The organism is Rathayibacter sp. AY1D2 (assembly GCF_002932695.1).
Taxonomy (GTDB): Bacteria; Actinomycetota; Actinomycetes; order Actinomycetales; family Microbacteriaceae; genus Rathayibacter.
In genome coordinates this window covers 1-21,941 of record NZ_PSVX01000061.1, presented here as the reverse complement: position 1 = coordinate 21,941, position 21,941 = coordinate 1, and the positions used below count along the sequence as shown (strand labels likewise).

The window sequence follows — 21,941 nt, the reverse complement described above, 5'->3', positions numbered from 1 at the left end:
CTCCCACTCCGGGTTCCCCGCCAGGCCCGCGTCGTAGAGCGGCTCGTCGAAGACGATCTCCTCGAGCCGCGCTCCGGCGCCGTCCTCGCGGAGCAGCCCTCCCTCCGCCTCGCCTACACCTCGTTCGTCACCCCCTCGACCGTGCTCGCGCTCGACGTCGCGACGGGCGAGCGCACGGTGCTCAAGCAGCAGCCGGTGCTCGGCGACTACGACCCCGCGCTGTACGTGCAGAGGAGGGAGTGGGCCGTGGCGGAGGACGGCACGCGGGTGCCGCTCTCGCTCGTCTGGCGCCGCGACGCCGCCGATCCGGACTCGGCCCCCGCGCCGCTCCTCCTCTACGGCTACGGCTCGTACGAGGCGAGCATCGACCCTGGCTTCTCGATCGCGCGCCTCTCGCTGCTCGACCGCGGCGTCGTCTTCGCCGTCGCGCACGTCCGCGGCGGCGGGGAGATGGGCCGCTCCTGGTACGAGAACGGGAAGACGCTGGCGAAGCGGACGACCTTCACCGACTTCGTCTCCGCGGCGCGGCACCTGGTCGACGCGGGCTTCACCTCTCCGGCCCGCCTGGTCGCGCAGGGAGGGTCGGCCGGCGGCCTGCTGATGGGCGCGGTCGCGAACCTCGCCCCGGAGGCGTTCGCCGGCGTCCTCGCGCAGGTCCCGTTCGTCGACGCGCTCACCTCGATCCTAGACCCGTCGCTCCCGCTCACGGTGATCGAGTGGGACGAGTGGGGCGACCCGCTGCACGACGCCGAGGTCTACGCCTACATGAAGTCGTACTCGCCCTACGAGAACGTCCGCGAGGGCGTGCAGTACCCCCGGATCCTCGCGACGACGAGCCTCAACGACACCCGGGTGCTCTACGTGGAGCCGGCGAAGTGGGTGGCCAGGCTCCGCGAGGTCGGCGCTCCCGCGCTGCTGCGCACCGAGATGACAGCGGGACACGGCGGGGTGAGCGGACGCTACGAGCGCTGGCGCGAGATCGCGTTCGAGTACGCCTGGACGCTGGACGTGCTCGAGCTGGCCTGAGCGCCCCGCCGCAAGCCCCTCCGCCCGTCGTCCGCGGCCAGTAGGGTTCGGGGTGCCGACGGAGGGAAGACCATGAGCGCAGGCCTGTCGATCGACCGCATCGCCGCATGGGTGGCGGACCAGAGGTGGTACGCGAGCAAGGGGCGGCGCCCCGAGCTGGAGGTCCGCGGCGCCTGGTCGCTGCACCCCGGCGAGGCGGAGGTGGTGGACCACCTCTTCATCGACCGGGCAGGCACGAGCCCGGTGCTGTACCAGGTGCCGGTGACCGTCCACGCGGCTCCGGTGCCCGGGCTCGAGGACGCCCTCGTCTACTCCGACGACGCGCACTACGTGTACGACGCTCCGCGCGACCCGGTGTTCGCCCGCGCCCTGCTCGGCATGATCGCCGACGGCGGCCGCTCCGACGAGGACGGCGCCCAGGGCGGCGCCCGCGCCGAGGGCCACCGGCAGCCGGGTGCCGCGATCGGGGCGTTCGCGTCCTCGAAGGTGCTCAGCGGCGAGCAGTCGAACACCTCGGTGATCGTCCGCACCACCGCCGACGACGGATCCGACGCGACCCCGGTGATCGTCAAGGTCTTCCGCGCCCTCCACCACGGCGACAACCCGGACGTGACGGTGCAGTCGGCGCTCAACGCCGCCGGGAGCGCCCTCGTCCCGCCCGTGATCGGCAACGTGACCGGCGAGTGGGACGACGAGGGCGAGGAGACGGGCCGCGCCTTCGGGCACCTCGCCTTCGCGCAGGAGTTCCTCCCCGGGGTCCAGGACGCGTGGCGCGTCGCCCTCGAGGCGGTCGCCGCCGACTCCGACTTCACCGGACCCGCCCGCGAGCTGGGCCGCGCCACCGCCGAGGTGCACGCGACGCTGGCGGAGGTCATGCCGACCGAGGACACCACGTCCGAGGTCGTCGACCGGATGGTCGCGGCCATGCGCCGTCGCCTGCGCATCGCCTCGGCCGAGGTCCCCGTGATCGCCGAGGACTCGGAGGCGATCGAGGCCGTGTTCCGCGCCGCCGAGACCGCGCCGTGGCCGAGGCTCCAGCGCATCCACGGCGACTACCACCTCGGGCAGGTCCTGTCCGTGCCCGGTCGCGGCTGGGTGCTCCTCGACTTCGAGGGCGAGCCGCTGCGGCCCATGCACGAGCGCCGTCTTCCCGACGTGGCCCTTCGCGACGTGGCGGGGATGCTGCGCTCCTTCGACTACGCGGCGGGTGCGCACGAGCAGGCCGAGCCGGGCGCCTCGAGGGCGGCCTGGGCGGCGGCGAGCCGGGCCGCGTTCCTCGAGGGCTACACCGAGCGGGCGGGCGACGCGGTCACCGCGCACCGGGCGGTGCTCGACGCGTTCGAACTCGACAAGGCCGTCTACGAGGCGATCTACGAGGCGCGCAACCGGCCGGAGTGGCTGTCGATCCCGGTCGCCGCGGTGCAGCGCCTCGCCGGGCGCTCGTAGGGTGGCAGGCATGAGCGACGACACCGACGACAAGAAGCCCCTGGACCCGCTGAGCGACTTCAGCATCCCGGGCGACACCGATCTGCACACGACCGGCGACGCCTCGGGCGCGGACGGCGACGAGATCGCGGAGCCCGGAGCGGACGAGGACTGAGCCGCCTGCTCCGCGGGGCCTGCCTCGGCCGTCGGCTCCGCTGAGCCGGCGGCCGTCCTAGCCCAGCGGGGCGAGCGGCTCGACCGCCGGCCCCTCCAGCACCGTCCCGTCGGCTGCGAAGCGGGAGCCGTGCAGCGGGCAGTCCCAGCTGCGCTCCGAGTCGTTCCAGGTGACGATCCCGCCCAGGTGCGGGCACACCGCCGACACCGCGCAGCGCCGCCCCTCCACGGTGGAGACCGCGACGGGCTGCAGGCCGTCGCGGGCGAGCGAGCCCTGGCCCTCCGCCGGCACCACCCCGGCCGAGCGGGGCGCGCGGAGCGCTGCCGACCACCCGCGGGCGTACCAGGCGCCCACCGCCAGCCCGGCGCCGAGCCCCTCCGCCATCACCCGCGGCAGCGTGGGCCGGCGGTGCAGCGTCCTCGCCCAGGCCGGCGTCCCGCCCTCGAGGTCGGCGACGAGCGTCAGCGCGGCCTGCACCGCGTTGGTCATCCCCCACTTGTCGTAGCCGGTCGCCAGGAAGATCCGTCCGCGGCCCCGCGGCAGCCAGCCCACGAACGGCACACGGTGGAACGGCTCGTAGTCCTGGGCGCTCCACTGCGCGACCGGCTCCGCCCCCGGGAAGGACCGCCGCGTCCAGGCGACCAGGTCGTCCACCGCCTCCGAGGTGACGGGCCTGCGCCCCACGGGGTGGCCGTTGCCGCCGATCAGGAGGAGCCGCTCGCCGTCGCGCTCGGCGTCGCGCACCGAGCGGGACGGCTCGTCGACCGAGAGGTACATGCCGTCGGGGATCGGCGCGTCGGTGCGGAACGCGACCGCGTACGAGCGCAGCGCGGCGATCTTGGCGAAGTACAGGCCGCGGTCGAGGATCGGCGCCCCCGTGAGCAGGTAGGCCCGGTCCCCGGTCACCGGGCCCGCGCTGGTGCGGACCCGGACGGGAGCGGTCGCTCGCATCCCGAGGGCCCGGACGCCCTGCACCAGGGTGCCCCCGGCGGCGCGGAAGTCGGCGGCGAGCGCCGTGAGGACGTCCATCGGGTCGAACTGGGCCTGGTCGTCGAGGGCGACGGCCGCCGTGCTGGGGAACGGCACGTCGAGCTCGCCGACGAGGCGGGTCGCGAGGCCGAAGCGGCGCGCGGTCGCGTGCTCCTTCAGGACGGCGTCCACGCCCTCGGGCGTCTGCGCGTAGCTGTAGGCGGTGCGCCTCTGCACCGGCACGCCCGCGCCCTCGCAGTAGTCGAGCAGCCAGCGGAAGCCCGCGAGGTTCGCCGCGACGTAGGCCTCGGTCACCGCGGGGATGTTGCGCTCCGCGATCCGGGAGAGGTGCGCTCCCTGCAGGAGGCTGAGCTTCGCCGTCGTGTTCCCGGTCGTGACCGCGCCGACCTCCCGCGCCTCCAGCACCAGCACGCGCCGGCCGGTCCGCTGCAGGAGGAGCGCGGTGACCAGCCCGGTGAGTCCGGCGCCGACCACGACGTCATCGAAGTGCGCGCCCGGGACGAACTCGTCGGAGGGGATCGGAGCCGCGCCCGCCCGCCAGAGGGAGCGGGGCCGCGGGGCCGTCGTGGTCGTGTCCTCCGGAGTCATCGGGAGTCCCTCCGTTCAGGGGCCGGACGGCCCGCGAGCGACGCTACGCGGAGCCTCCGGGACCGTCACGGTGTTGACACGTCGCGGGACGCGGGCTCAGAGCCAGCCCCACCGCTTGAAGAGCCGGTGCAGCACCACGCTCGAGGCGAGCATCGCCGCGAGCGCCGCCGGGTACCCCCACGCCACGTGCAGCTCGGGCATCACGTCGAAGTTCATGCCGTAGATGCTCGAGATCATGGTCGGCGCGAAGAAGATGGCCGCCCACGCGGAGATCCGCTTGACCTCGTCGTTCTGCTGGTTGCCCACCTCCGCGAGCTTCTTCATGTCCTCGTTCTGGCGCTGGGCGACGAGGGTCGCGTTCACCGCCAGGATCTCCCGCAGCGTGGTGCGGAAGCCGTCGACCCGCTCGGTGACGAGGGCGACGTGGTCGGCGACGTCGCGGATGTAGCGGCGCAGCTCCACATCCGACTGGAACACCTCGAAGTCGGTGACGAGCCGCCCGAGCATGCCGGTCAGCGGAGCGACCGCGCGCTGGAAGTCCAGCACCTCCTGGCTGAGCTCGTAGATGCGGCGGGACACCGCCGGGTCGCCCTCGAAGACCTGCGCCTCGATCTCGTCGATGTCGTTCTCGAGACCGGCGACGACGGGCGAGTACTGATCCACGACGGCGTCGAGGATCGCGTACAGCACGGCGACCGGGCCGACGCGCAGCAGCTCCGGATCGGCCTCCATCCGCCGCCGCACCAGCGAGAGGTCGGGCTTCTCGGAGTGGCGGACCGTGACGACGAAGTTCGACCCCACGAACAGGTGGAGCTCGCCGAAGTCGACCTCCTCGCGCTGGTCGGAGTAGCTGGCGGCGCGCAGCACCACGAACATGTCGCTGCCGTACCGCTCGAGCTTGGGCCTCTGGTGCGCGCTGATCGCGTCCTCGAGGGCGAGCGGGTGCATCGAGAACTCGTCCTCGAGCGCGGCGAGCTCGGCCGCGTTCGGCCGGTACAGCCCGATCCACGCCATCGCGTCGGGCAGCTTCTGCAGGGCGGCGAGCGCCTCCGGGATGCTGCCGGGAGAGACGACCCGGCGGCCGTCCTGGTAGATCGCGTTGTCGACCGTGCTGGTGCGGGCCGGCTCGTCGTCCGGGCGCAGACGCTGGATGGGAGCGGTGTCCTCGGCGGCGGCGCGGGTGCGCGAGCCCAGACCCAGGATCGTCGCGGGGACGCGGGGCAGCTTCACGACCATCTCCTCTGCTCGACCGACGCCCTATTGTGCACCTCCCGGTGAACGGGAGGTGTCCGCTGCGCCGCCGGTGTCGGAGGGCCTCACTAGCCTGGAGTCGCTCTCCCGGACGACGCAGAGGAAGGACGACCGTGAAGCTGCTGCACACCTCGGACTGGCACATCGGCCGCACCTTCCACGGGCACTCCACGACGGCGGCGCTCGCGACCGTGCTCGAGGCCCTGGTCGAGACGGTGCGGGCCGAGCGCGTGGACGCGGTGCTGATCGCCGGCGACGTCTTCGACTCCGCCGTGCCCGCCGCGGAGCACTACACCCTCCTCACCCGCACGCTCGAGGCGATCCGCGCGGCCGGCGCCGAGGTCGTCCTCACCAGCGGCAACCACGACTCCCCCGCCCGGCTCGGCTTCCAGGCCGGGCTCCTGCGCGGGGCGGGCGTCCACGTCCTCACCGACCCCGAGGCGTACGCCGAGCCGGTCGTGCTGCGGGACGCGTCCGGGCTCGAGGTCGGCGTCCACGGCATCCCCTTCCTCGAGCCCGCCCTCTACCGCCACCGGCACCCGGAGCAGCAGCTGCGCCGCCACGAGGACGTGCTCGCCTTCGCGATGGCGCGGGTGCGCGCCGCCGCCGAGGCGGCGGGCCGTCCCTGGGTCGTACTCGCGCACTGCTTCGCGGTCGGAGCCCCGGCCGCAGTCCTCGAGCGCGACATCACGGCGGGCGGGCTCGACTACGTCTCGGTCGAGCACTTCGCCGCGGCCGACTACGCGGCGCTCGGGCACATCCACGGACGCGCCGAGCTGCTGCCGGGAGTGCGCTACTCCGGAGCGCCGCTGCACTACTCGTTCGGCGAGGCGTCGAAGCCGCGCGGCGCCTGGCTGGTGACGATCGGGCCCGAGGGGCTCGAGGGCGTCGAGTGGTCGCCGCTCCCCGTGCCGAGGAGGCTCAGCGTGATCGAGGGCGAGCTCCAGCAGCTGCTGCGCGATCCCTCCCTGGCCGAGGTGGAGGGCGACTGGGTCTCGGCGGTGCTCACCGATCCCGTGCGCCCGCTCGACGCGATGGCGCGCCTGCAGTCGCGCTTCCCCGGCTGCGCGACGCTCGAGCACCGGCCCCCGCACGCCGCGGCCGAGCCGCGCGCGTACGCCGAGCGGATCCGCGGGCGGAGCGACGTCGAGGTCGTCGACGACTTCCTCGCCCACGTCCGCGGCGGCCACGGCGCCACGGACACCGAGCGCGCCCTCACCCTCGACGCACTCGCTGCCGTCGAGGCCGAGGCTCTGCGGTGAGGATCCGCCGGCTCGCCTTCGCCGGGCTCGGACCGTTCCGCGCCGAGCAGTGCGTCGACTTCGACCGGCTCGAGGACGTGGGCGTGTACCTCATCGCCGGGCGCACCGGAGCGGGCAAGTCGACGATCCTCGACGCGATCGCGTTCGCGCTCTACGGCTCGGTCCCCCGCTTCGACGGCACCGCCTCGCGCCTCCGGAGCGACCACAGCGGCCCCGAGGACGAGACCTTCGCCGAGCTCGAGTTCGAGGCGGCGGGGCGCGTCTACCGCGTCCGGCGCTCGCCCGAGTACGAGCGGCCGAAGCGGCGCGGCACCGGCACCACGACCCAGCCTGCGAAGGTCGAGCTGCTGGAGCAGGTCGACGGCACCTGGGTCGGGCTCTCGTCGAGCGCGAAGGAGGTGGGCGCCGACATCGGCCGGATCGTCGGCCTGACGAAGGACCAGTTCCTCCAGGTGATCCTGCTGGCGCAGAACCGCTTCCACGAGTTCCTGCTCGCGAAGAACGACGACCGGCAGCGGCTCCTGCGCACGCTCTTCGCGACCGAGCGCTTCGATCTGCTCCGCCGCCGCCTGCTCGAGCAGCGCGACGCGAGCGCCGTCGGGCTCGAGGAGGAGCGCGCGGCAGTGACGGCGCTCGCGGACGAGGCCGTCCGGCTCCTCGATGACGGAACCGAGCCGCCTCTGCCGGACGCCGCCTGGTTCGCCGGGCTGCCGGCGCGGCTCGCCGCTCCGCTCGAGGCGGCCCGGGCCGGCTCCGCCGCGGCCGACGCGGCGCACGAGGCCGCGGGCGCCGCTCTCGACGAGGCCCGGCGCACCGCCCGGGGCCAGGAGCGGCGCCGGCGCGCCCTCATCGAGGCGGAGGAGCTCGTGGTCGCCGAGGCGCACATCGAGCAGCAGCGGGCCGCGATCGAGCGCGCGCGCCGGGCCGACGGCGTGCTGCCGCTGCTCCGCTCCGCCCGGGCAGCCGCCGAGAAGGAGCGGGCCGCCCGGCAGCAGCGCGACCTCGCGGCCGACGCCTACGGGGACGCGTCCGGGGGCCCGGCCGCCGAGACGGCCGAACGGCTCGCCGCTGTCCTCGGCGCCCTCACCGAGGCGCTGGCCGAGGAGCGCCGGCTCCCCGACGCGGAGCGCGTCGCCGAGCGGTCCGCGCGCGCCGAGCAGGCTGCGGCGACCGCGCTCGCCGGGATCGAGGCGGAGCTGCGCGAGCTGCCCGCCCACGTCGACGCGCTCGCCGGCGAGGAGGAGTCCCTGGCCGGGGAGGCCGCCGCCGTCCCCGCGCGCGTCGACGAGCTCGCCGCGCTCGAGCGGAGGATCGCCGCGGCCCTCGAGCGCGATCTCACTGCGGCGGGCCTGCAGCGGCTCCGCACGGCCTACGCCGACGCGGCGCGCGTCCACGGCGAGCGCGCCGCGGAGCAGGCCGCCCTGATCGCGCGCCGGTTCGCCGGGTTCGCCGGGGAGCTCGCCGAGCGGCTGGAGCCGGGCGAGCCCTGCCCCGTCTGCGGCTCGTGCGAGCACCCCCGCCCGGCCGAGCACGACGGCCCGACGACGGTCGGCACCGACGACCTCGACCGGGCCCGCGTCGCGGTGGAGCGCGCCGCCGCCGCCCTCGACGGCGCCCGCGAGCGCGAGGGAGCCGCGGCTCGGGCTCTCGCGGCGCTCGAGGAGCGCGTGGGCGAGGACGCGGATCCGGAGTCGCTCCGCCCGGCGCACGAGGAGCGGCTCGCCTCGGCGCGCCGCGCCGCCGCCCGCATGGAGGAGCTGCGGCGCGAGCGCATCCGGCTGCGCACCCGGATCGACGCTCTCACGACCGGGCGGGACGCCGCTCGTGAGGAGCACCGTGCCCGCGCCGACGAGTCCGCCCTCGCCGCTGAAGCGCTGCGGCTGCTGCGGGAGCGCGTCGAGGCCTTCCGCGACGGCGCGACGAGCGTCGCCTCGCGCGTCGAGCAGCTGAACGCCCAGCGCCGTCGTGCCGTCGCCCTGGTCGAGGCCGAGGAGGCGGCCGTCTCGCGGTCCGAGGCCGCCGCCGCCGCCCGGGAGGAGCTCGCCGAGGTCCTCGCCGACCGCGGCTTCACGACCGCCGAGGAGGCCGAGTCGGCCGCGCTGGCCAGCGGGGACCGGGCGCGGGCCGAGGCCGTCGTCGCCGAGCACGAGCGACGGCGGAGCGCGACGGAGGCGGTGCTCGCCGACCCGGAGCTCCGCGGACTGCCGGGCACGGCCGTCGACCTCGCCGACGCCGAGGGGCGCTCGCGCGAGGCCTCCGCCCGTCGCGACGAGGCGCGAGCCGGCCTCTCCGTGCTCGAGCACCGCTCGGAGCGCCTGGCCGAGCTCACCGCGACGGCCGCGGGCCGCCTCGCGGTGCTGGGTGAGCGCCTCCACCGCCACGAGGAGCTGCGCGCGCTGGCCGAGACCGTCTCCGGCCGGGGGCAGAACACGCGCCGGATGGACCTCGAGGCCTTCGCCCTCGCCGGACGCCTGGAGGAGATCGTGACCGCGGCGAACCTCCGCCTCGACGCGATGACCAGCGGCCGCTACGCACTCGCCCACGACGACTCGCTCGCCTACCGCGGTGCCGCCTCCGGCCTCGGGATCGACGTGCTCGACGCCTTCACCGGCGTCCGCCGGCAGCCCGCCTCGCTCTCCGGCGGCGAGACGTTCCTCGCCTCGCTCGCCCTCGCCCTCGGCCTCGCCGACGTGGTGACGGCGCAGTCCGGCGGCATCTCGCTCGAGACCATGTTCATCGACGAGGGCTTCGGCTCGCTCGACGCCGAGACGCTCGAGACGGCGCTCAGCACGCTCGACGAGCTGCGGTCGGGCGGTCGGACGATCGGCCTGATCAGCCACGTCGACGCGATGCGCGAGCGGCTGCCGATCGGCCTCCGCGTCGCGGTGGGGCCGCGCGGCGACTCGACGATCCTCACCGGCTGAGCGGCCGCTCCCGGGCGAAGGGGCGACGACGGCCCGCTCCCTCCTCTCGCACTGCAGAAGCGAGCGCGCCCGCGCCCGCTGCTAGGGTCGTGCGCAGTGACACGGGGTGCCCGCCAGGGCTGAGAGAAGACCCGTTGAACCTGATCTAGTTCGTACTAGCGAAGGGATGTCGCGAATGAGCATTCGCACGCCTGTCCACCCGACCCTCCCCGCCGACACGGCGCCCGACCCGGCGTCCGTAGGTCGCGATCTCGCCGAGCTCCGCGCCGCCGGGCCCCTGGTGCAGTGCATCACGAACGCGGTCGTCACCGGCTTCACCGCCAACAGCCTTCTGGCCCTCGGCGCCAGCCCGGCGATGTGCGACCTGCCCGGCGAGGCGGGCGTCTTCGCGGGCCTCGCCTCCGCGGTGCTCGTCAACCTCGGCACGCCCGGAGCGGAGCAGCGCGAGGGTGCTCGCGAGGCGGTCGCCGCGGCCGGACGCGCCGGCACCCCGTGGGTGCTCGATCCGGTCGCCGTGGGCCCGCTGCCCGTCCGCACCGCTCTGGCGGTGGAGCTGCTCGAGGCGCGGCCCGCGATCATCCGCGGCAACGCCTCCGAGATCCTCGCCCTCGCGGGAGCCGGTGCGGGCGGCCGCGGCGTGGACGCCGTCGACACCGCCGAGCAGGCGCTCGACTCCGCCCGCGTCCTCGCCCGCCGCACCGGAGGCGTGGTCGCCGTCTCGGGAGCGGTCGACCTCGTCACCGACGGCGAGCGGATCGTCCGGGTCACGGGGGGCCACCCGCTGCTGACCCGCGTGACCGGCGGCGGCTGCGCGCTCGGCGCCGTGATGGCGGCGTTCCTCGGCGCGGGCGCCCGCCCGCTCGACGCGGCCGTCAGCGCCTCCGCGGTCTGGGGCCTCGCCGCCGAGCGGGCCGCCGCCGCGAGCAGCGGTCCCGGGTCCTTCGCCGTCGGCCTCCTCGACGGCCTCGCTGCCCTCCAGCCGGCCGACGCCGAGGCCGGGGCGCGGATCGCATGAGCCTCGACCTCTCGCTCTACCTCGTCACGGACACCGCCCAGTGCGGCCCGCGCGGCGTGCCCGCCGTGGCCGCTGCCGCCGTCCGAGGCGGAGTCACGACCGTGCAGATCCGCGATCACGACGCCTCCGCCGCCGAGCTCGTCGCCCTGACCCGGGCCGTCGCCGCCGTCCTCGACGAGCGCACGACCCTGCTGGTCGACGACCGCGTCGACGTCGCCCTCGCCGCCCGCCTCGCGGGCGCCCGCGTCCACGGCGTCCACCTCGGGCAGTCCGACCTCCCCGTCACCGCCGCCCGCTCGCTGCTCGGTCCCGACGCGGTGATCGGGCTCACCGCGAACACCCCCGAGCACCTCGCCGCCGTCCGCGCCCTGCCCGCGGGGACGGTCGACTACCTCGGCGTCGGCGTCATCCGGCCCACCGCGACCAAGCCCGACCACCCCGCTCCCCTCGGTGTCGACGGGTTCGCCGCCCTCGCCGCGGCCGCGGCGCTGCCCTGCGTCGCCATCGGCGGAGTCGGAGCCGCGGACGCGGGGCCACTCCGCCTCGCCGGTGCGGCCGGGCTCGCGGTCGTGTCGGCGCTCTGCACGGCCGCCGACCCCGCGGCGGCCGCCCGCCTGATCCGAGCGGAGTGGGACCGATGACCGCCGGCGCCCGCGTCCCCCGTGTCCTCAGCATCGCCGGCACCGATCCGACCGGCGGTGCCGGCGTACAGGCCGACCTCAAGTCGATCGGCGCGCTCGGCGGCTACGGCATGGCGGTCGTCACCGCGCTCGTCGCGCAGAACACGCACGGGGTCCGCTCCGTGCACCTGCCACCCGCCGTGTTCCTCCGCGAGCAGCTCGACGCGGTGAGCGACGACGTCACGATCGACGCGGTGAAGATCGGGATGCTCGCCACGGCCGAGTACGCCGGAGTCGTCGCCGAGTGGCTCGATGAGGTCCGCCCGCCCGTCGTGGTCGTGGATCCGGTGATGGTCGCGACCAGCGGTCACCGGCTGCTCGCTCCCGAAGCCGAGGACGCCGTGCGCGACCTGCTCCTCCGCGCCGACCTGGTGACGCCGAACCTCCCCGAGCTGGGCGTGCTCGCCGGAGAGCCGACCGCCTCCGACTGGCCGGCCGCGCTCGCGCAGGGGGCGATGCTCGCCCGCGCCCTCGACGCCGCCGTGCTGGTGAAGGGCGGCCACCTCGACGGCCCCGCCACCCCGGACGCGATCGTCACCCCCGACGGCCTCGTGCGCGAGGTCCCCGGCGAGCGTGTCGCCACCTCGAACACGCACGGCACCGGGTGCTCGCTCTCGTCCGCGATGGCGACGCTCCTGGCCGGGCGCGACACCTCCTCCGACGCCCTGGTCGAGGCGCTGACGGAGGCCAAGGAGTGGCTGACCGGCGCCCTGCGCGCCGCCGACGCTCTCGAGGTCGGCTCCGGCAACGGCCCGATCGACCACTTCCACCGGCAACGTCCTCCGGCGTTCTGCGCGGACGTCTGGGAGCGGACGCGGACCCTCCGCGACGAGATCGACGCGCTCCCGTTCGTGCGGGCCCTCGGCGACGGCTCCCTCGGGCGGGAGGACTTCGAGTGGTACCTCGAGCAGGACGCTCTCTACCTCACCGAGTACGCCCGCGTCCTGGCCGTGGCGGCGCAGCGCGCGCCGACCACCGCCGAGCAGGTCTTCTGGGCCGAGGGCTCGGCGTCCGCCCTCGCGGCGGAGGCGCAGCTGCACCGCGACCGGCTCGGGACCAGGGACGCGGCTCCCGCGCCCGCGACCCGCGGCTACACCGACCACCTGCTCGCGGTCGCCGCGGGCGGCGGCTACGGCGAGATCGTCGCCGCCCTGCTCCCCTGCTTCTGGCTCTACGCCGACGTCGGGTCGCGCCTCGCCGCCTCCGGGCACCCCGAGCACCCCTACGCGGACTGGCTGCTCACCTACGGCGACCCGGTCTTCGCGACGGCCACCGAGCGGGCGATCGAGTTCACGGAGCAGGCCGCCCGCGACGCCTCACCGAGGGAGCGCGCCGCGATGAGGGACGCGTTCCTGCGGTCGAGTTCGTTCGAGAAGGACTTCTTCGCCGCACCGCTCGCCCGGACCGGCTGAGCTCTCAGCCGGCCCGGCCGGGTGCGCTCAGCCGATCGCCTCGCGCAGGACGTGCATGAGGGCGTCCAGCTGCACCGTGTCGGCCGAGGCCGTCTCGGCGTCCGCGCCGTCGAGCGCCCGGGCGGCGAGACCGGCCTTGGCGTCGATGAGCTCCGCGATCTTCGCGTCGATCGTGTGCGCCGCGATGATCCTCCACGCCGTCACCGGCTCCTCCTGGCCGATGCGGTGCACGCGGTCGATCGCCTGCGTCTGCTCGGCCGAGGTCCACGACAGCTCGGCGAGCACCACGTTGGAGGACGCCTGCAGGTTCACGCCGACTCCCGCCGCGGTGAGCGAGCAGACGGCGACAGAGACGTCCGGGTCCTCGTTGAAGGCGTCGATCTGCGTCTGGCGGAACGCCGCGGTCTGGTCGCCGCGGATGGAGACGGACGTCAGCTCGCGCTTCTCGAAGGTGTCCTCCGCCTGGTCCATCACGTCGATGTGCTTCGCGAAGAAGACGACCTTGCCCACCGAGCGGGCCAGCTGCGAGGCGTAGTCGGCGGCCAGCGCCGCCTTGGCCTGGCCGATCCGGCGCACCATGGTGAAGACGTTCTCGCCGGTCTTGGCCGACTTCGACTCCTCGAGCTCGCTCTGCGCCACGATGCGGATGAACCGCTCGCGCTCGTCGTCGTCGAGCTCGTGCGTGATCGAGGAGGTGACCGCCCTGAAGCGCTGCAGCATGCGGGCGCCGAGCTCGCGCTCGGCCTTCTGGATGGAGCGGCCGAGGTCGTCGTCCAGCTCGACGGGCAGATCGACGATCCGCTTCGACGGCAGGTCGGCGGCGACGTCGATCTTCTTGCGCCGGACGATGCCGAGGTCGATCACGGCCTCGCGCGCCTCCGGGTAGAAGCCCGTGTCGGCGGGGGTGAGGCCGGTCTCCTCGAGGCGGCCCATCAGCTCCGGTCCCGGCTTGGTCTCGTCGATCCAGCCGAGGAAGCGCCAGATGGCGCGGAAGTCGTCGACGTCGTTGATCAGCGGGGTGCCGGTCAGCGCGATCATCAGCGGATCGTGCCCCGGAGTGGTTTCACGGATCCTCGACGCCAGCGCGAGCACGCTCTGCGAGCGCTGCGAGCGGAGGTTCTTGATGAAGTGCGCCTCGTCGACGACCATGCCGCGGAAGCCCAGGCTCCCGAGCCAGCCGATGTGCCGGTCGAGGATGTCGTAGTTGACGATGACCACGTCGGCGAACGCGTCGAGCGTGCCGCCGTCTCCGTGGATGACCGTGGCGCGCCGCTGCGGGGTCCAGTGCTCGACCTCGCGCGCCCAGTTCATCTTGACCACGTTCGGCACCACCGCGAGCAGCGGGTACGCCCCGACCACCGAGGCGGCGAGGAGGCTCTGCGCGGTCTTGCCCAGACCCGGCTCGTCGGCGAGCAGGAAGCTGCGGTGCCCCTCGCGGGCGCTCTCGATGAAGCGCGCCTGGTGCGGCATCAGCTCGCGGCCGCGCGGCGAGACCCGGTCGAGCTTCGGCGGCTCCGGGAGCTCCATGCTCGCGGCCCGTCCGCCCGCTCCGTACTCGAACGCCTTGAAGAGCGGCCCGAGCAGCTCCCAGTCGTCGAGCCGGCGGCGCGGCGCCGGGGCCGAGGCCTCGGCGATCGAGAAGTCCGGCGGGAGGAAGGGGTTCGCCAGCTGCCGGGCGCGCACCGACTGCGGCACGACCTGGTTGACCGGCACCTCGGGCTTGGGCTTCGGCTCGGTCACGATGAGCAGCTCGTCGGGGCTGAGCTCCGCGCCCGCCTCGAGCAGCCAGTCGCGGCGGAGCTTCTGCGCGGCCGCCGTGACGCCGGCCTCCGATTCGAGCAGCGCGATCAGGCTGGTGTCGCGGGCGGCCGTCTTGGCCAGGATCGTGGCGATGCCGTCGAGGCGCTTCATCTCCTCGGCGCGCTGCGCGTCGCTGAGCGAGGGATCGACCTTGACCCGCTTGCGCTCCTCGCGCATCAGGAGGGCGATCACCAGGAACTTCGTCCGGTTGGTCGGTCCGACCTTGCCGGTCTGGGCCTTCGCCTCCACCTCGCGGACGCGGCGGGCGAGGATCGGGATGATCCCCGCGTTGTCCACGCCGCGCGAGCGCGATCGGGGTCGGCTCCCGGCGGCGTTCGACGCTCGTCGCGTCTGACCGGACTGACGCTGGCCGCTGCGAGCCATGCTCCTCCTCGATGTGTGACGGGGGGGCGGAGAAGGGGTTCCCGCGCGCTGCCGTCGCCGTGCATCCGCCGGATCGCCTCCGGAGAGGCGTCGGGCGTCGGTGCATCCGGTGGCCGTCGGGAGCTCCGAGCAACGGGTCTGGGACCCGGTCGCAGCATCCCCGGCGTGCGGGTGCGCCGCCAGTCTACTCCTCGGGGCGGTCCGGTCGGCGCTCCGCCGCGCGGACGGTCGCGCTCGTCGTCATTCCGGGGTCGGGACGCGGATGACGAGGCCCGCCGCCACGAAGACGCCGACCGCGGCGAGGCTCAGCGAGGACCAGATCGCGTCCGGGAAGGCGAACGGCAGCACCGGGTTCCACAGCACGAGCACCGGGACGAGCCCGATCAGCCAGAGGAGTGCGCGCGCCTGGATCGCGAACCAGCCGATGACCGCCGCGAGGATCGCGACCGGGTAGCGGATGAAGTCGTAGGCGTCGGAGCCGACGAGGGCGAGCCCTGCCAGCAGCACGATCGCGCCGAGGATCCCGGGCGCGAGCGCCATGCGGGCGCGGTCGCGCGAGGGGTAGCGGGCGGCGGTCGCGCGGGACGGCTTGCGGGTGCTCACCCCTCGATCGTAGGCGCGCATACCCCGCCCGGGTACCGCCTGCGGCGCGTAGGCTGGAGGAGTGATCGAGGACCTCAAGAAGCGCTCGCTGCACCGTGCCCGGATCCTGGGCGGCCAGATGCGCGGCCTCGAGCGGATGATCGAGAACGAGGACTACTGCGTCGACATCGTCACGCAGTCCCTCGCGATCCAGAAGTCGCTCGGCTCGCTCAACAAGCTCATCGTCGAGAACCACCTCCGCACGCACATCACCGCGATGTTCGAGGAGGGCGGAGACGCCCGCGAGGCGGCGATCGCCGAGCTCGTGAAGATCTTCGAGCTCTCCAACAACCGCTCGTGACCGCAGGCCTCGTCGCCGCGGCGCGGGTGCGCCCGCTGCTGCTCGACGGGGGCCTGGGCACGGAGCTGGAGGCGCAGGGCGCCGCGGTGGACTCCTCGCTCTGGAGCGCCCGGGTCCTGCTGGAGGAGCCCGGCCGGGTCGTCGCCGCGCACCGCGCCTTCGCCGAGGCGGGCGCCCGGGTCGCGGTGACCGCGAGCTACCAGGTGTCCGCGAGCGGATTCGCGGCCGCGGGCCTGGCCCCGGGCCTCGCGGAGCGCGCCCTCCGGGAGAGCGTCGACCTGGCCCGGCGCGCGCAGAGCGGCTGGGTCGCCGCCTCCGTCGGCCCTTACGGCGCGAGCCTCGGCGACGGCTCCGAGTACCGCGGCGACGACGGCCTCACCGTCGGCGAGCTCGCCGCCTGGCACCGCCCGCGCCTGGAGACCCTGGCCGCGGCCGGGCCCGACCTGCTCGCTGTCGAGACCATCCCGTCGGTGCGGGAGGTGCGGGCCGTCGTGAAGGCCCTCGCGGGCTCCTCGGTCCCCGCCTGGATCTGCGTGAGCGGCCGTTCGGGCCGCACCGCGTCCGGCGAGCCCCTGGCCGAGGCGCTCGCCGTCGCCGCCGCCTCCGAGGAGGTCGTCGGCGTGGGAGTGAACTGCTGCCCGCCCGGCGACGTCGCCGAGGCGGTCCGCATCGCCCGCTCCGTCACCGGCAAGCTGGTCGTCGTGTACCCGAACAGCGGCGAGGAGTGGGACGCCGTCGAGCGTCGCTGGGCAGGCGACGCGGCCTTCGACCCCGCGCTGGTCGCCTCCTGGCGCGCGGCGGGAGCGGATCTGATCGGCGGCTGCTGCCGCGTGGGACCTGCGGCGATCGCTGCCCTCGGACGAAGCCTGGAGGAGGAGTCGTGACCACCCTGAGAGCCGTGCGCGGCGACCTCACCCGCGAGCACGTCGACGCGATCGTGAACGCGGCGAACTCGTCGCTCCTCGGCGGCGGCGGCGTCGACGGCGCGATCCACCGCGCGGGCGGGCCGGAGATCCTCGCCGAGTGCCGCCGGCTCCGCGGGGCCGAGCTGCCGGACGGCCTGCCCGCCGGCTCCGCGGTCGCCACGACCGCCGGCCGCCTCCCCGCCCGCTGGGTCGTGCACACCGTCGGTCCCGTCCACTCGTGGTCGGAGGACCGCAGCGCCGTCCTCGCCTCGGCCTACCGCGAGTCGGTGCGCACCGCTGTCGGCCTCGGCGCGCGGACGCTCGCCTTCCCGGCCGTCTCGGCAGGCGTCTACGGCTGGCCGATGGACGACGCGGCGCGCATCGCGGTGGAGACGGTCCGCGAGGCGACCGCGGACGGCGCACTCGACGAGGTCCGGTTCGTCCTCTTCTCCGCGGACGCCCTCGCGGCCTTCGAGGCCGCCCTGGCCGCGGAATGACGGAGGGGGAGCCGACCCTGCGGTCGACTCCCCCTCCACTGTGCTGCGCTAGGCCGTCTTCGGCCGCGCGAACTCGTCGTAGGGCAGCGTGATCGGGCGGGTCCGCGGAGGCATCCGCACGACCGCCTCGAGCGCCGGGCCCAGTGCCTCGCGCCAGGCGCGGTAGCCGTCCTCGTTGAGGTGCAGGCCGTCCGGCGAGTACTGCTCGAGCAGTCCGCCGTCCTCCCCCGCGAGCACCGGCCACAGGTCGAGGTAGCCTGCGTGCGCCGTGGGCGCGAACTGCCACAGGTGGCGGTTGATCTCGCGGATCTGCGGTGCGAACTCGTGTCCGCGCGGCAGGACCGAGGTCACCAGGATGCGCACGTCCGGAAGATCGCGCCGGAACGTCGCGACGATCGTCTCGATGTTGCGCACGACGTGCTCCGTCGTGCGGTGCCAGGCGAGATCGTTGGTGCCGATCAGCAGCACCACCGTGTCCGGCTCCTGCGCGACCAGCTCGGCGAGCCGCGCGACGACGTCCGCCGTGGTGGCCCCTCCGACTCCCTCGTCGACGACCGTCGACTCCGTCAGCCACTCGCCCCAGGCTCCCGCCTGGATGATGCTGTCCCCGATGAAGAGGACCTTCCCCAGCTGGAGTCCGCGCCCCGCGTCCGTACTCGACCGTTCGCTCATCGTGCTCCTCTCGTCGGCGTCCCGGGCGGCCTCGCGGCCGCCGGACCCCTCCATTGTCACCGCTGCACCCGGCGCCCGCCAGGGGAGCGCTCGTCGCCGGAGTCCGGCAGGTCGGCCGCGGTGGCCGTGATGCGGTTGGCCATGCCGTTGAAGATGATGCCGTGGAAGGGCAGGATCGCGAACCAGTAGAGCCTGCCCGCGAGGCCCTGCGGGAAGAAGACCGCACGCTGCGTGTAGACCGAGCCGCCGTCTCCGGAGGGCTCGGCGCGCATCTCGAGCCAGGCCCCGCCGGGCACCTTCATCTCGGCGCGCAGGCGCAGGAGCTTCGGCCGCTCGATCTCCTCGACGCGCCAGAAGTCGAGGGCGTCGCCGGCGTGCAGGCGCGCGGAGTCGCGGCGCCCGCGCTGCAGGCCCACTCCCCCGACGAGGCGGTCCATCCAGCCGCGGATCACCCATGCGAGCGGGAAGGAGTACCAGCCGTTGGTGCCGCCGATGCCCTCGATGACGCGCCAGAGCTTGGCCGGGTCGGCCTGGGTGCGGCGCTCCTTGAGGTCCACGTAGACCGTGTGGCCGGCCCACTCCGGGTCGCTCGGCAGCGGATCGCTGGGAGCGCCGACGACCTCCGCGTTCTGCCAGCTCGTCTCGATCTCGCCCGCCTGCATCTTTCCCAGCGCGAGCCGGACGGCGCGGCGGTAGGAGGTCAGCCCGCCCTCGGGGTCGGGGATGAGCGCGCGGATGTCCTGCTCGTGCACGACGCAGTCGTACTGCAGCGAGGCGATGATGGGCACCGCGAGCGAGCGCGGGATCGGCGTGACCAGGTTGACCCACTGCGAGGCCAGCCACGGGGTGAACACCGGCAGGGACGCGATCGGCCGCTGCGGGAGCCCGGCCTCGACCGCGTAGCCGTTCATCATCTGGCCGTAGCGGAGCACGTCGGGCCCGCCGATGTCGAAGGTGCGGTTGAGCGTGGCGTCCTCGAGCGACGCGGAGCCGATCAGGTAGTGCAGCACGTCGCGCACGGCGATCGGCTGGATGAAGTTGCGCACCCACTGCGGCGCGGGCATGTACGGCAGCACGTCGGTGAGGTGGCGCACCATCTCGAACGAGGTCGACCCGGAGCCGATGATCACGCCCGCCTGCAGGGCGATCGTCGGCACTCCCGACTCCATCAGGATCCGGCCCACCTCAGCGCGCGAGCGGAGGTGCTTCGAGAGCTCCTGGCCCTCGGGGTGCAGGCCGCCGAGGTAGACGATGCGGCCGACGCCGGCCGACCTCGCGGCCGTGGCGACGTTCTGCGCGGCGCGGCTCTCGACCTCCTCGAAGTGGGCGTGGTCGTTGCCCGAGCCCATCGAGTGGACGAGGTAGTAGAGGACGTCGACGCCCTCGACCGCGGCCTCCAGCGACTCCGGATCGCCGAGATCGCCCTGGGCGACCTCGACCTCCTCCGCCCACGGCACGTCGACCAGCTTGCGCGGGTCGCGCACCAGGACGCGCACCCGGAAGCCCGCCTCGAGGAGGCGCGGCGTCAGCCGGCCGCCGATGTAGCCGGTCGCGCCGGTGACGAGCGCGAGGGGGCGCGCCGAGTCGGAGGGGGTTTCGCTCATGCGGCCACGGTACGCCGATGGCCCCGGGACCTCTCCCGCTGGTGCGGGCCCGCGGCCCCTGCTAGGCGGCGGCCGGCATCCCGCTCAGTCGATGCCGAGGACCTCGCGGACCTGCACCACGTCGTGGTTCATCTGGCGGATGAGGGGCTCGACGCCCTCGTAGGCGACCTGGCCGCGGATCCGGCCGACGAACGCCACGTCGACCACGCGGTCGTAGAGGTCGAGGGTGTCGAGCGTCTGATCGAGCACGTACGCCTCGACCTGCTTGGGCGGCACCCCGACGAAGGTGGGGTTGCTGCCGACCGAGATCGCGGCGGGATGCGTGACGCCGTCGGTGGTGAGCCGGCCCGCGTAGACGCCGTCGGCCGGGATCAGGCCCTGCGACTGCGGCGAGAGGTTCGCGGTCGGGAAGCCCAGCTCGCGGCCGCGCTTCGCTCCGTGCACGACCACGCCGCGGACGACGGGCTCGTGCCCGAGCAGGCGCGTCGCGTGCTCCACATCGCCCTCGGCCAGCAGCTCGCGGATCCAGGTGGAGGAGACGCGGCGCCCGTCCTCGGGCCGCACGTCGTCGATCAGCTCCACCTCGAATCCGTGCTGCCCGCCGAGCACGCGCAGCAGGTCGACGTCGCCCGCTCCCCGGGCGCCGAAGCGGAAGTCGGAGCCGACGAGGACCACGCGGGCCTCGAGCGCCTCCACCAGCACCTGCTCGACGAACTGCTCGGGCGAGAGCGCCCGGAACGCCTCGTCGAAGGTGAGCAGCAGCGTCGCGTCCACGCCGGTCCCGGCGAGGAGCTCGAGCTTCTGCTCGTTGCCGACCAGGACGGGCGGGCACTTCTCCGGCGCGATCACGCTGAGCGGATTGCGGTCGAAGGTGACGACGACGGCGGCGAGCCCCTGCTCGCGGGCCCGCTCGTGCAGCCGGCCGATGACGGCCCGATGCCCGGAGTGGACGCCGTCGAACTTGCCGATCGTGACGGCGGAGGGTCCGATCCCGGCCAGGTCGCCGGGGCGGGTCTCGACGCGCATCAGGCGGCCGCCCGGGCCGTGCGCCGCCCCTGCACGCGGAGCCACCAGAGACCGAGCACGGGCAGGACGAGCGGGATGAGCAGGTAGCCGGCGCCGAAGGCCGCCCACACCGTCGACTGGCGCCCGAACGGGTCGGCGCTCGCGAGCCCGAGGAGCTGCGGAGCGAGGAGGCTGAGCGCGCCGACCACGAGCACGCCCACCAGCTCGAAGGTGATCGTCACCCACGCGACCCGCTGCCAAGCGCGGCCCGGGACGATCAGGGCGATCGTCGCGACGATGTACACGACGGCCGAGAGCGCCGAGAGCGAGAACGCCAGCGGCGCCTCGTCGAACCGGTCGATGATCTGGAAGACGGAGCGCCCCGTCGCGGCGAGCGCGAGGATCCCGTAGACCACGACCAGGAGGCTGCCGATCCCGCGCGAGCGGGCGGAACGGGTCGGCTCTCCGCTCCCGGGGGCCGAGGGGACTGAGGGGTCGTGAGCGGCCCGTCCGGACGCATCGCTGGCTGGTTTCGACATCGCACGTCCATGCTAGGCGCTCGCCGGGCCGGGCCCGGTGGCGGGCCCGATCAGGCGCTCTGGAAGAACCAGATCTGGTGCATCCGGTAGACCATGACCGCGATCGAGAGGCAGGCGACGCCCAGGATCACGGTGCTCCAGCGGCTCCGCTCGATGAGCGCCCAGAACCCGGCAGCGAGCGGCAGGAGCAGCGCCGAGATCAGGTAGATGTAGTACTCCGGCAGGCTCCCCGACGGGCGGTTGCCGACCAGCGGCGACACGATCGCGACCGCCAGCTGGACGATCAGCAGCAGCTCGACGATCGCCGTCGCGCCGACCGAGACGTCCGAGGGACGGCGGGCGAGCAGCCCGAGCACGAGGCAGAGCAGGCCGGCCGCGACGGCGATCCCCACCTGGAGGATCGTGAACCACTCGATCACGAGGCGGCCGTCCGCAGGTCCTCGGTCGGGAAGTTGACGACGCTCTTGAGCTGGGTGCCGCGCCGCTCGGCGAGGCCGATCAGCCGCTCCCCCGGGCCGACCGCGGCGAGGAGGCCCTTCGCGCCCGCCACCGCCGCCGGGGCCGGGATGCGCTTGCCGTTCGCGAGATCGCCCGCCTCCTGGGCGTCGAGGCGCAGCAGGGGGAACAGCTCGCCCGCCACGAGCGTCGGCGGCAGGAGCGCGGCGGGGACGTCGAGCTCGTCGATCTCGCCGGCCTGGGCCACGGAGAAGGGGCCGACCGCGGTGCGCCGCAGCGCGGTCAGGTGGCCGCCGACTCCGAGGGACGCGCCCAGGTCGCGGGCGAGCGCGCGGATGTAGGTGCCGGAGGAGCAGGTGACGCGCACGTCCAGGTCGAGGAACCCCTC

General features: G+C 74.4%; 20 protein-coding genes, 1 pseudogene and 1 riboswitch. Of the genes and pseudogenes, 11 read left to right on the top strand and 10 right to left on the bottom strand.

Annotated features, from left to right (window positions below; all coding sequences use genetic code 11):
- The 3 genes from C5D04_RS14580 to C5D04_RS18345 all read left to right on the top strand — a co-directional run.
- Positions 1 to 1,026 (top strand): prolyl oligopeptidase family serine peptidase (locus C5D04_RS14580; protein ID WP_146087877.1); only part of this gene is annotated, 1,026 nt, incomplete at its 5' end.
- A 72-nt stretch (positions 1,027 to 1,098) separates the two neighbouring features.
- Positions 1,099 to 2,472 carry a phosphotransferase gene (locus tag C5D04_RS14575; RefSeq protein ID WP_104233781.1) on the top strand — a complete coding sequence of 458 codons (1,374 nt, stop codon included), beginning with the start codon at positions 1,099 to 1,101 and terminating at the stop codon, positions 2,470 to 2,472.
- Positions 2,473 to 2,482: 10 nt separating this feature from the next.
- On the top strand, positions 2,483 to 2,626 hold the full coding sequence (locus tag C5D04_RS18345; RefSeq protein ID WP_181067829.1) for a hypothetical protein: 144 nt from the start codon (positions 2,483 to 2,485) through the stop codon (positions 2,624 to 2,626).
- Between the two features lie 57 nt (positions 2,627 to 2,683).
- Here the strand turns inward: C5D04_RS18345 and C5D04_RS14570 are convergent, their stop codons facing one another.
- The gene (locus C5D04_RS14570) at positions 2,684 to 4,204 is read right to left on the bottom strand and encodes an FAD-dependent oxidoreductase (RefSeq protein WP_104347911.1); all 1,521 of its coding nucleotides are present in this window, start codon (positions 4,202 to 4,204) and stop codon (positions 2,684 to 2,686) included.
- Between the two features lie 96 nt (positions 4,205 to 4,300).
- Positions 4,301 to 5,440: a magnesium and cobalt transport protein CorA gene (locus C5D04_RS14565; protein WP_104223070.1), complete on the bottom strand. Its 1,140-nt coding sequence runs from the start codon at positions 5,438 to 5,440 to the stop codon at positions 4,301 to 4,303.
- Positions 5,441 to 5,568: 128 nt separating this feature from the next.
- Between C5D04_RS14565 and C5D04_RS14560 the strand changes: the two genes are divergently transcribed.
- From C5D04_RS14560 to thiD, 5 genes are all read left to right on the top strand, one after another.
- A complete protein-coding gene (locus tag C5D04_RS14560; RefSeq protein ID WP_104325310.1) occupies positions 5,569 to 6,717 on the top strand; it encodes an exonuclease SbcCD subunit D in 1,149 nt (382 codons plus the stop codon).
- Complete coding sequence (locus C5D04_RS14555) at positions 6,714 to 9,641, top strand: AAA family ATPase (protein ID WP_104347910.1); 2,928 nt, start codon at positions 6,714 to 6,716, stop codon at positions 9,639 to 9,641. The genes C5D04_RS14560 and C5D04_RS14555 overlap by 4 nt, the downstream gene beginning before the upstream one ends.
- Positions 9,642 to 9,733: 92 nt before the next feature.
- Positions 9,734 to 9,825, top strand: a riboswitch (TPP riboswitch).
- Positions 9,817 to 10,656, top strand: coding sequence for a hydroxyethylthiazole kinase (thiM, locus tag C5D04_RS14550; protein ID WP_104347909.1), 840 nt, complete (start codon positions 9,817 to 9,819; stop codon positions 10,654 to 10,656). It overlaps the preceding riboswitch by 9 nt.
- The gene (thiE, locus tag C5D04_RS14545; protein WP_104233786.1) at positions 10,653 to 11,297 is read left to right on the top strand and encodes a thiamine phosphate synthase; all 645 of its coding nucleotides are present in this window, start codon (positions 10,653 to 10,655) and stop codon (positions 11,295 to 11,297) included. Before thiM ends, thiE begins: the two co-directional genes overlap by 4 nt.
- Positions 11,294 to 12,748, top strand: coding sequence for a bifunctional hydroxymethylpyrimidine kinase/phosphomethylpyrimidine kinase (gene thiD, locus C5D04_RS14540; RefSeq protein ID WP_104233787.1), 1,455 nt, complete (start codon positions 11,294 to 11,296; stop codon positions 12,746 to 12,748). The genes thiE and thiD overlap by 4 nt, the downstream gene beginning before the upstream one ends.
- 27 nt (positions 12,749 to 12,775) lie before the next feature.
- On the opposite strand, the gene C5D04_RS14535 is transcribed toward thiD, so the two are convergent.
- Together C5D04_RS14535 and C5D04_RS14530 are read right to left on the bottom strand one after the other, a co-directional pair.
- Positions 12,776 to 14,932 carry a DEAD/DEAH box helicase gene (locus tag C5D04_RS14535; protein ID WP_104347908.1) on the bottom strand — a complete coding sequence of 719 codons (2,157 nt, stop codon included), beginning with the start codon at positions 14,930 to 14,932 and terminating at the stop codon, positions 12,776 to 12,778.
- 240 nt (positions 14,933 to 15,172) lie between these two features.
- Positions 15,173 to 15,535: a DUF6804 family protein gene (locus tag C5D04_RS14530; protein WP_244229446.1), complete on the bottom strand. Its 363-nt coding sequence runs from the start codon at positions 15,533 to 15,535 to the stop codon at positions 15,173 to 15,175.
- A 61-nt stretch (positions 15,536 to 15,596) separates the two neighbouring features.
- On the opposite strand from C5D04_RS14530, the gene C5D04_RS14525 reads away from it, so the two are divergent.
- The 3 genes from C5D04_RS14525 to C5D04_RS14515 are packed head-to-tail and all read left to right on the top strand — an operon-like array spanning position 15,597 to position 17,277.
- Positions 15,597 to 15,875 carry a metal-sensitive transcriptional regulator gene (locus C5D04_RS14525; protein WP_104223062.1) on the top strand — a complete coding sequence of 93 codons (279 nt, stop codon included), beginning with the start codon at positions 15,597 to 15,599 and terminating at the stop codon, positions 15,873 to 15,875.
- Positions 15,872 to 16,759, top strand: a complete 888-nt coding sequence (gene mmuM, locus C5D04_RS14520) for a homocysteine S-methyltransferase (protein WP_104347907.1) — start codon at positions 15,872 to 15,874, stop codon at positions 16,757 to 16,759. The genes C5D04_RS14525 and mmuM overlap by 4 nt, the downstream gene beginning before the upstream one ends.
- On the top strand, positions 16,756 to 17,277 hold the full coding sequence (locus C5D04_RS14515) for an O-acetyl-ADP-ribose deacetylase (RefSeq protein WP_104313369.1): 522 nt from the start codon (positions 16,756 to 16,758) through the stop codon (positions 17,275 to 17,277). The genes mmuM and C5D04_RS14515 overlap by 4 nt, the downstream gene beginning before the upstream one ends.
- A 48-nt stretch (positions 17,278 to 17,325) precedes the next feature.
- On the opposite strand, the gene C5D04_RS14510 is transcribed toward C5D04_RS14515, so the two are convergent.
- The 6 genes and pseudogenes from C5D04_RS14510 to C5D04_RS14485 all read right to left on the bottom strand — a co-directional run.
- Positions 17,326 to 17,949, bottom strand: coding sequence for a GDSL-type esterase/lipase family protein (locus C5D04_RS14510; RefSeq protein WP_104225671.1), 624 nt, complete (start codon positions 17,947 to 17,949; stop codon positions 17,326 to 17,328).
- Positions 17,950 to 18,005: 56 nt separating this feature from the next.
- Positions 18,006 to 19,553 carry an SDR family oxidoreductase gene (locus C5D04_RS14505; RefSeq protein WP_104233790.1) on the bottom strand — a complete coding sequence of 516 codons (1,548 nt, stop codon included), beginning with the start codon at positions 19,551 to 19,553 and terminating at the stop codon, positions 18,006 to 18,008.
- A gap of 84 nt (positions 19,554 to 19,637) precedes the next feature.
- Positions 19,638 to 20,579: a bifunctional riboflavin kinase/FAD synthetase gene (locus tag C5D04_RS14500; RefSeq protein WP_104225670.1), complete on the bottom strand. Its 942-nt coding sequence runs from the start codon at positions 20,577 to 20,579 to the stop codon at positions 19,638 to 19,640.
- Positions 20,579 to 21,097, bottom strand: a complete 519-nt coding sequence (locus C5D04_RS14495; protein WP_258062831.1) for a hypothetical protein — start codon at positions 21,095 to 21,097, stop codon at positions 20,579 to 20,581. Before C5D04_RS14495 ends, C5D04_RS14500 begins: the two co-directional genes overlap by 1 nt.
- 50 nt (positions 21,098 to 21,147) lie before the next feature.
- Positions 21,148 to 21,516, bottom strand: coding sequence for a hypothetical protein (locus C5D04_RS14490; protein ID WP_104223058.1), 369 nt, complete (start codon positions 21,514 to 21,516; stop codon positions 21,148 to 21,150).
- Positions 21,513 to 21,941, bottom strand: a pseudogene (locus C5D04_RS14485) (tRNA pseudouridine(55) synthase TruB); the annotation flags it as partial. The gene C5D04_RS14490 and the pseudogene C5D04_RS14485, both read right to left, overlap by 4 nt.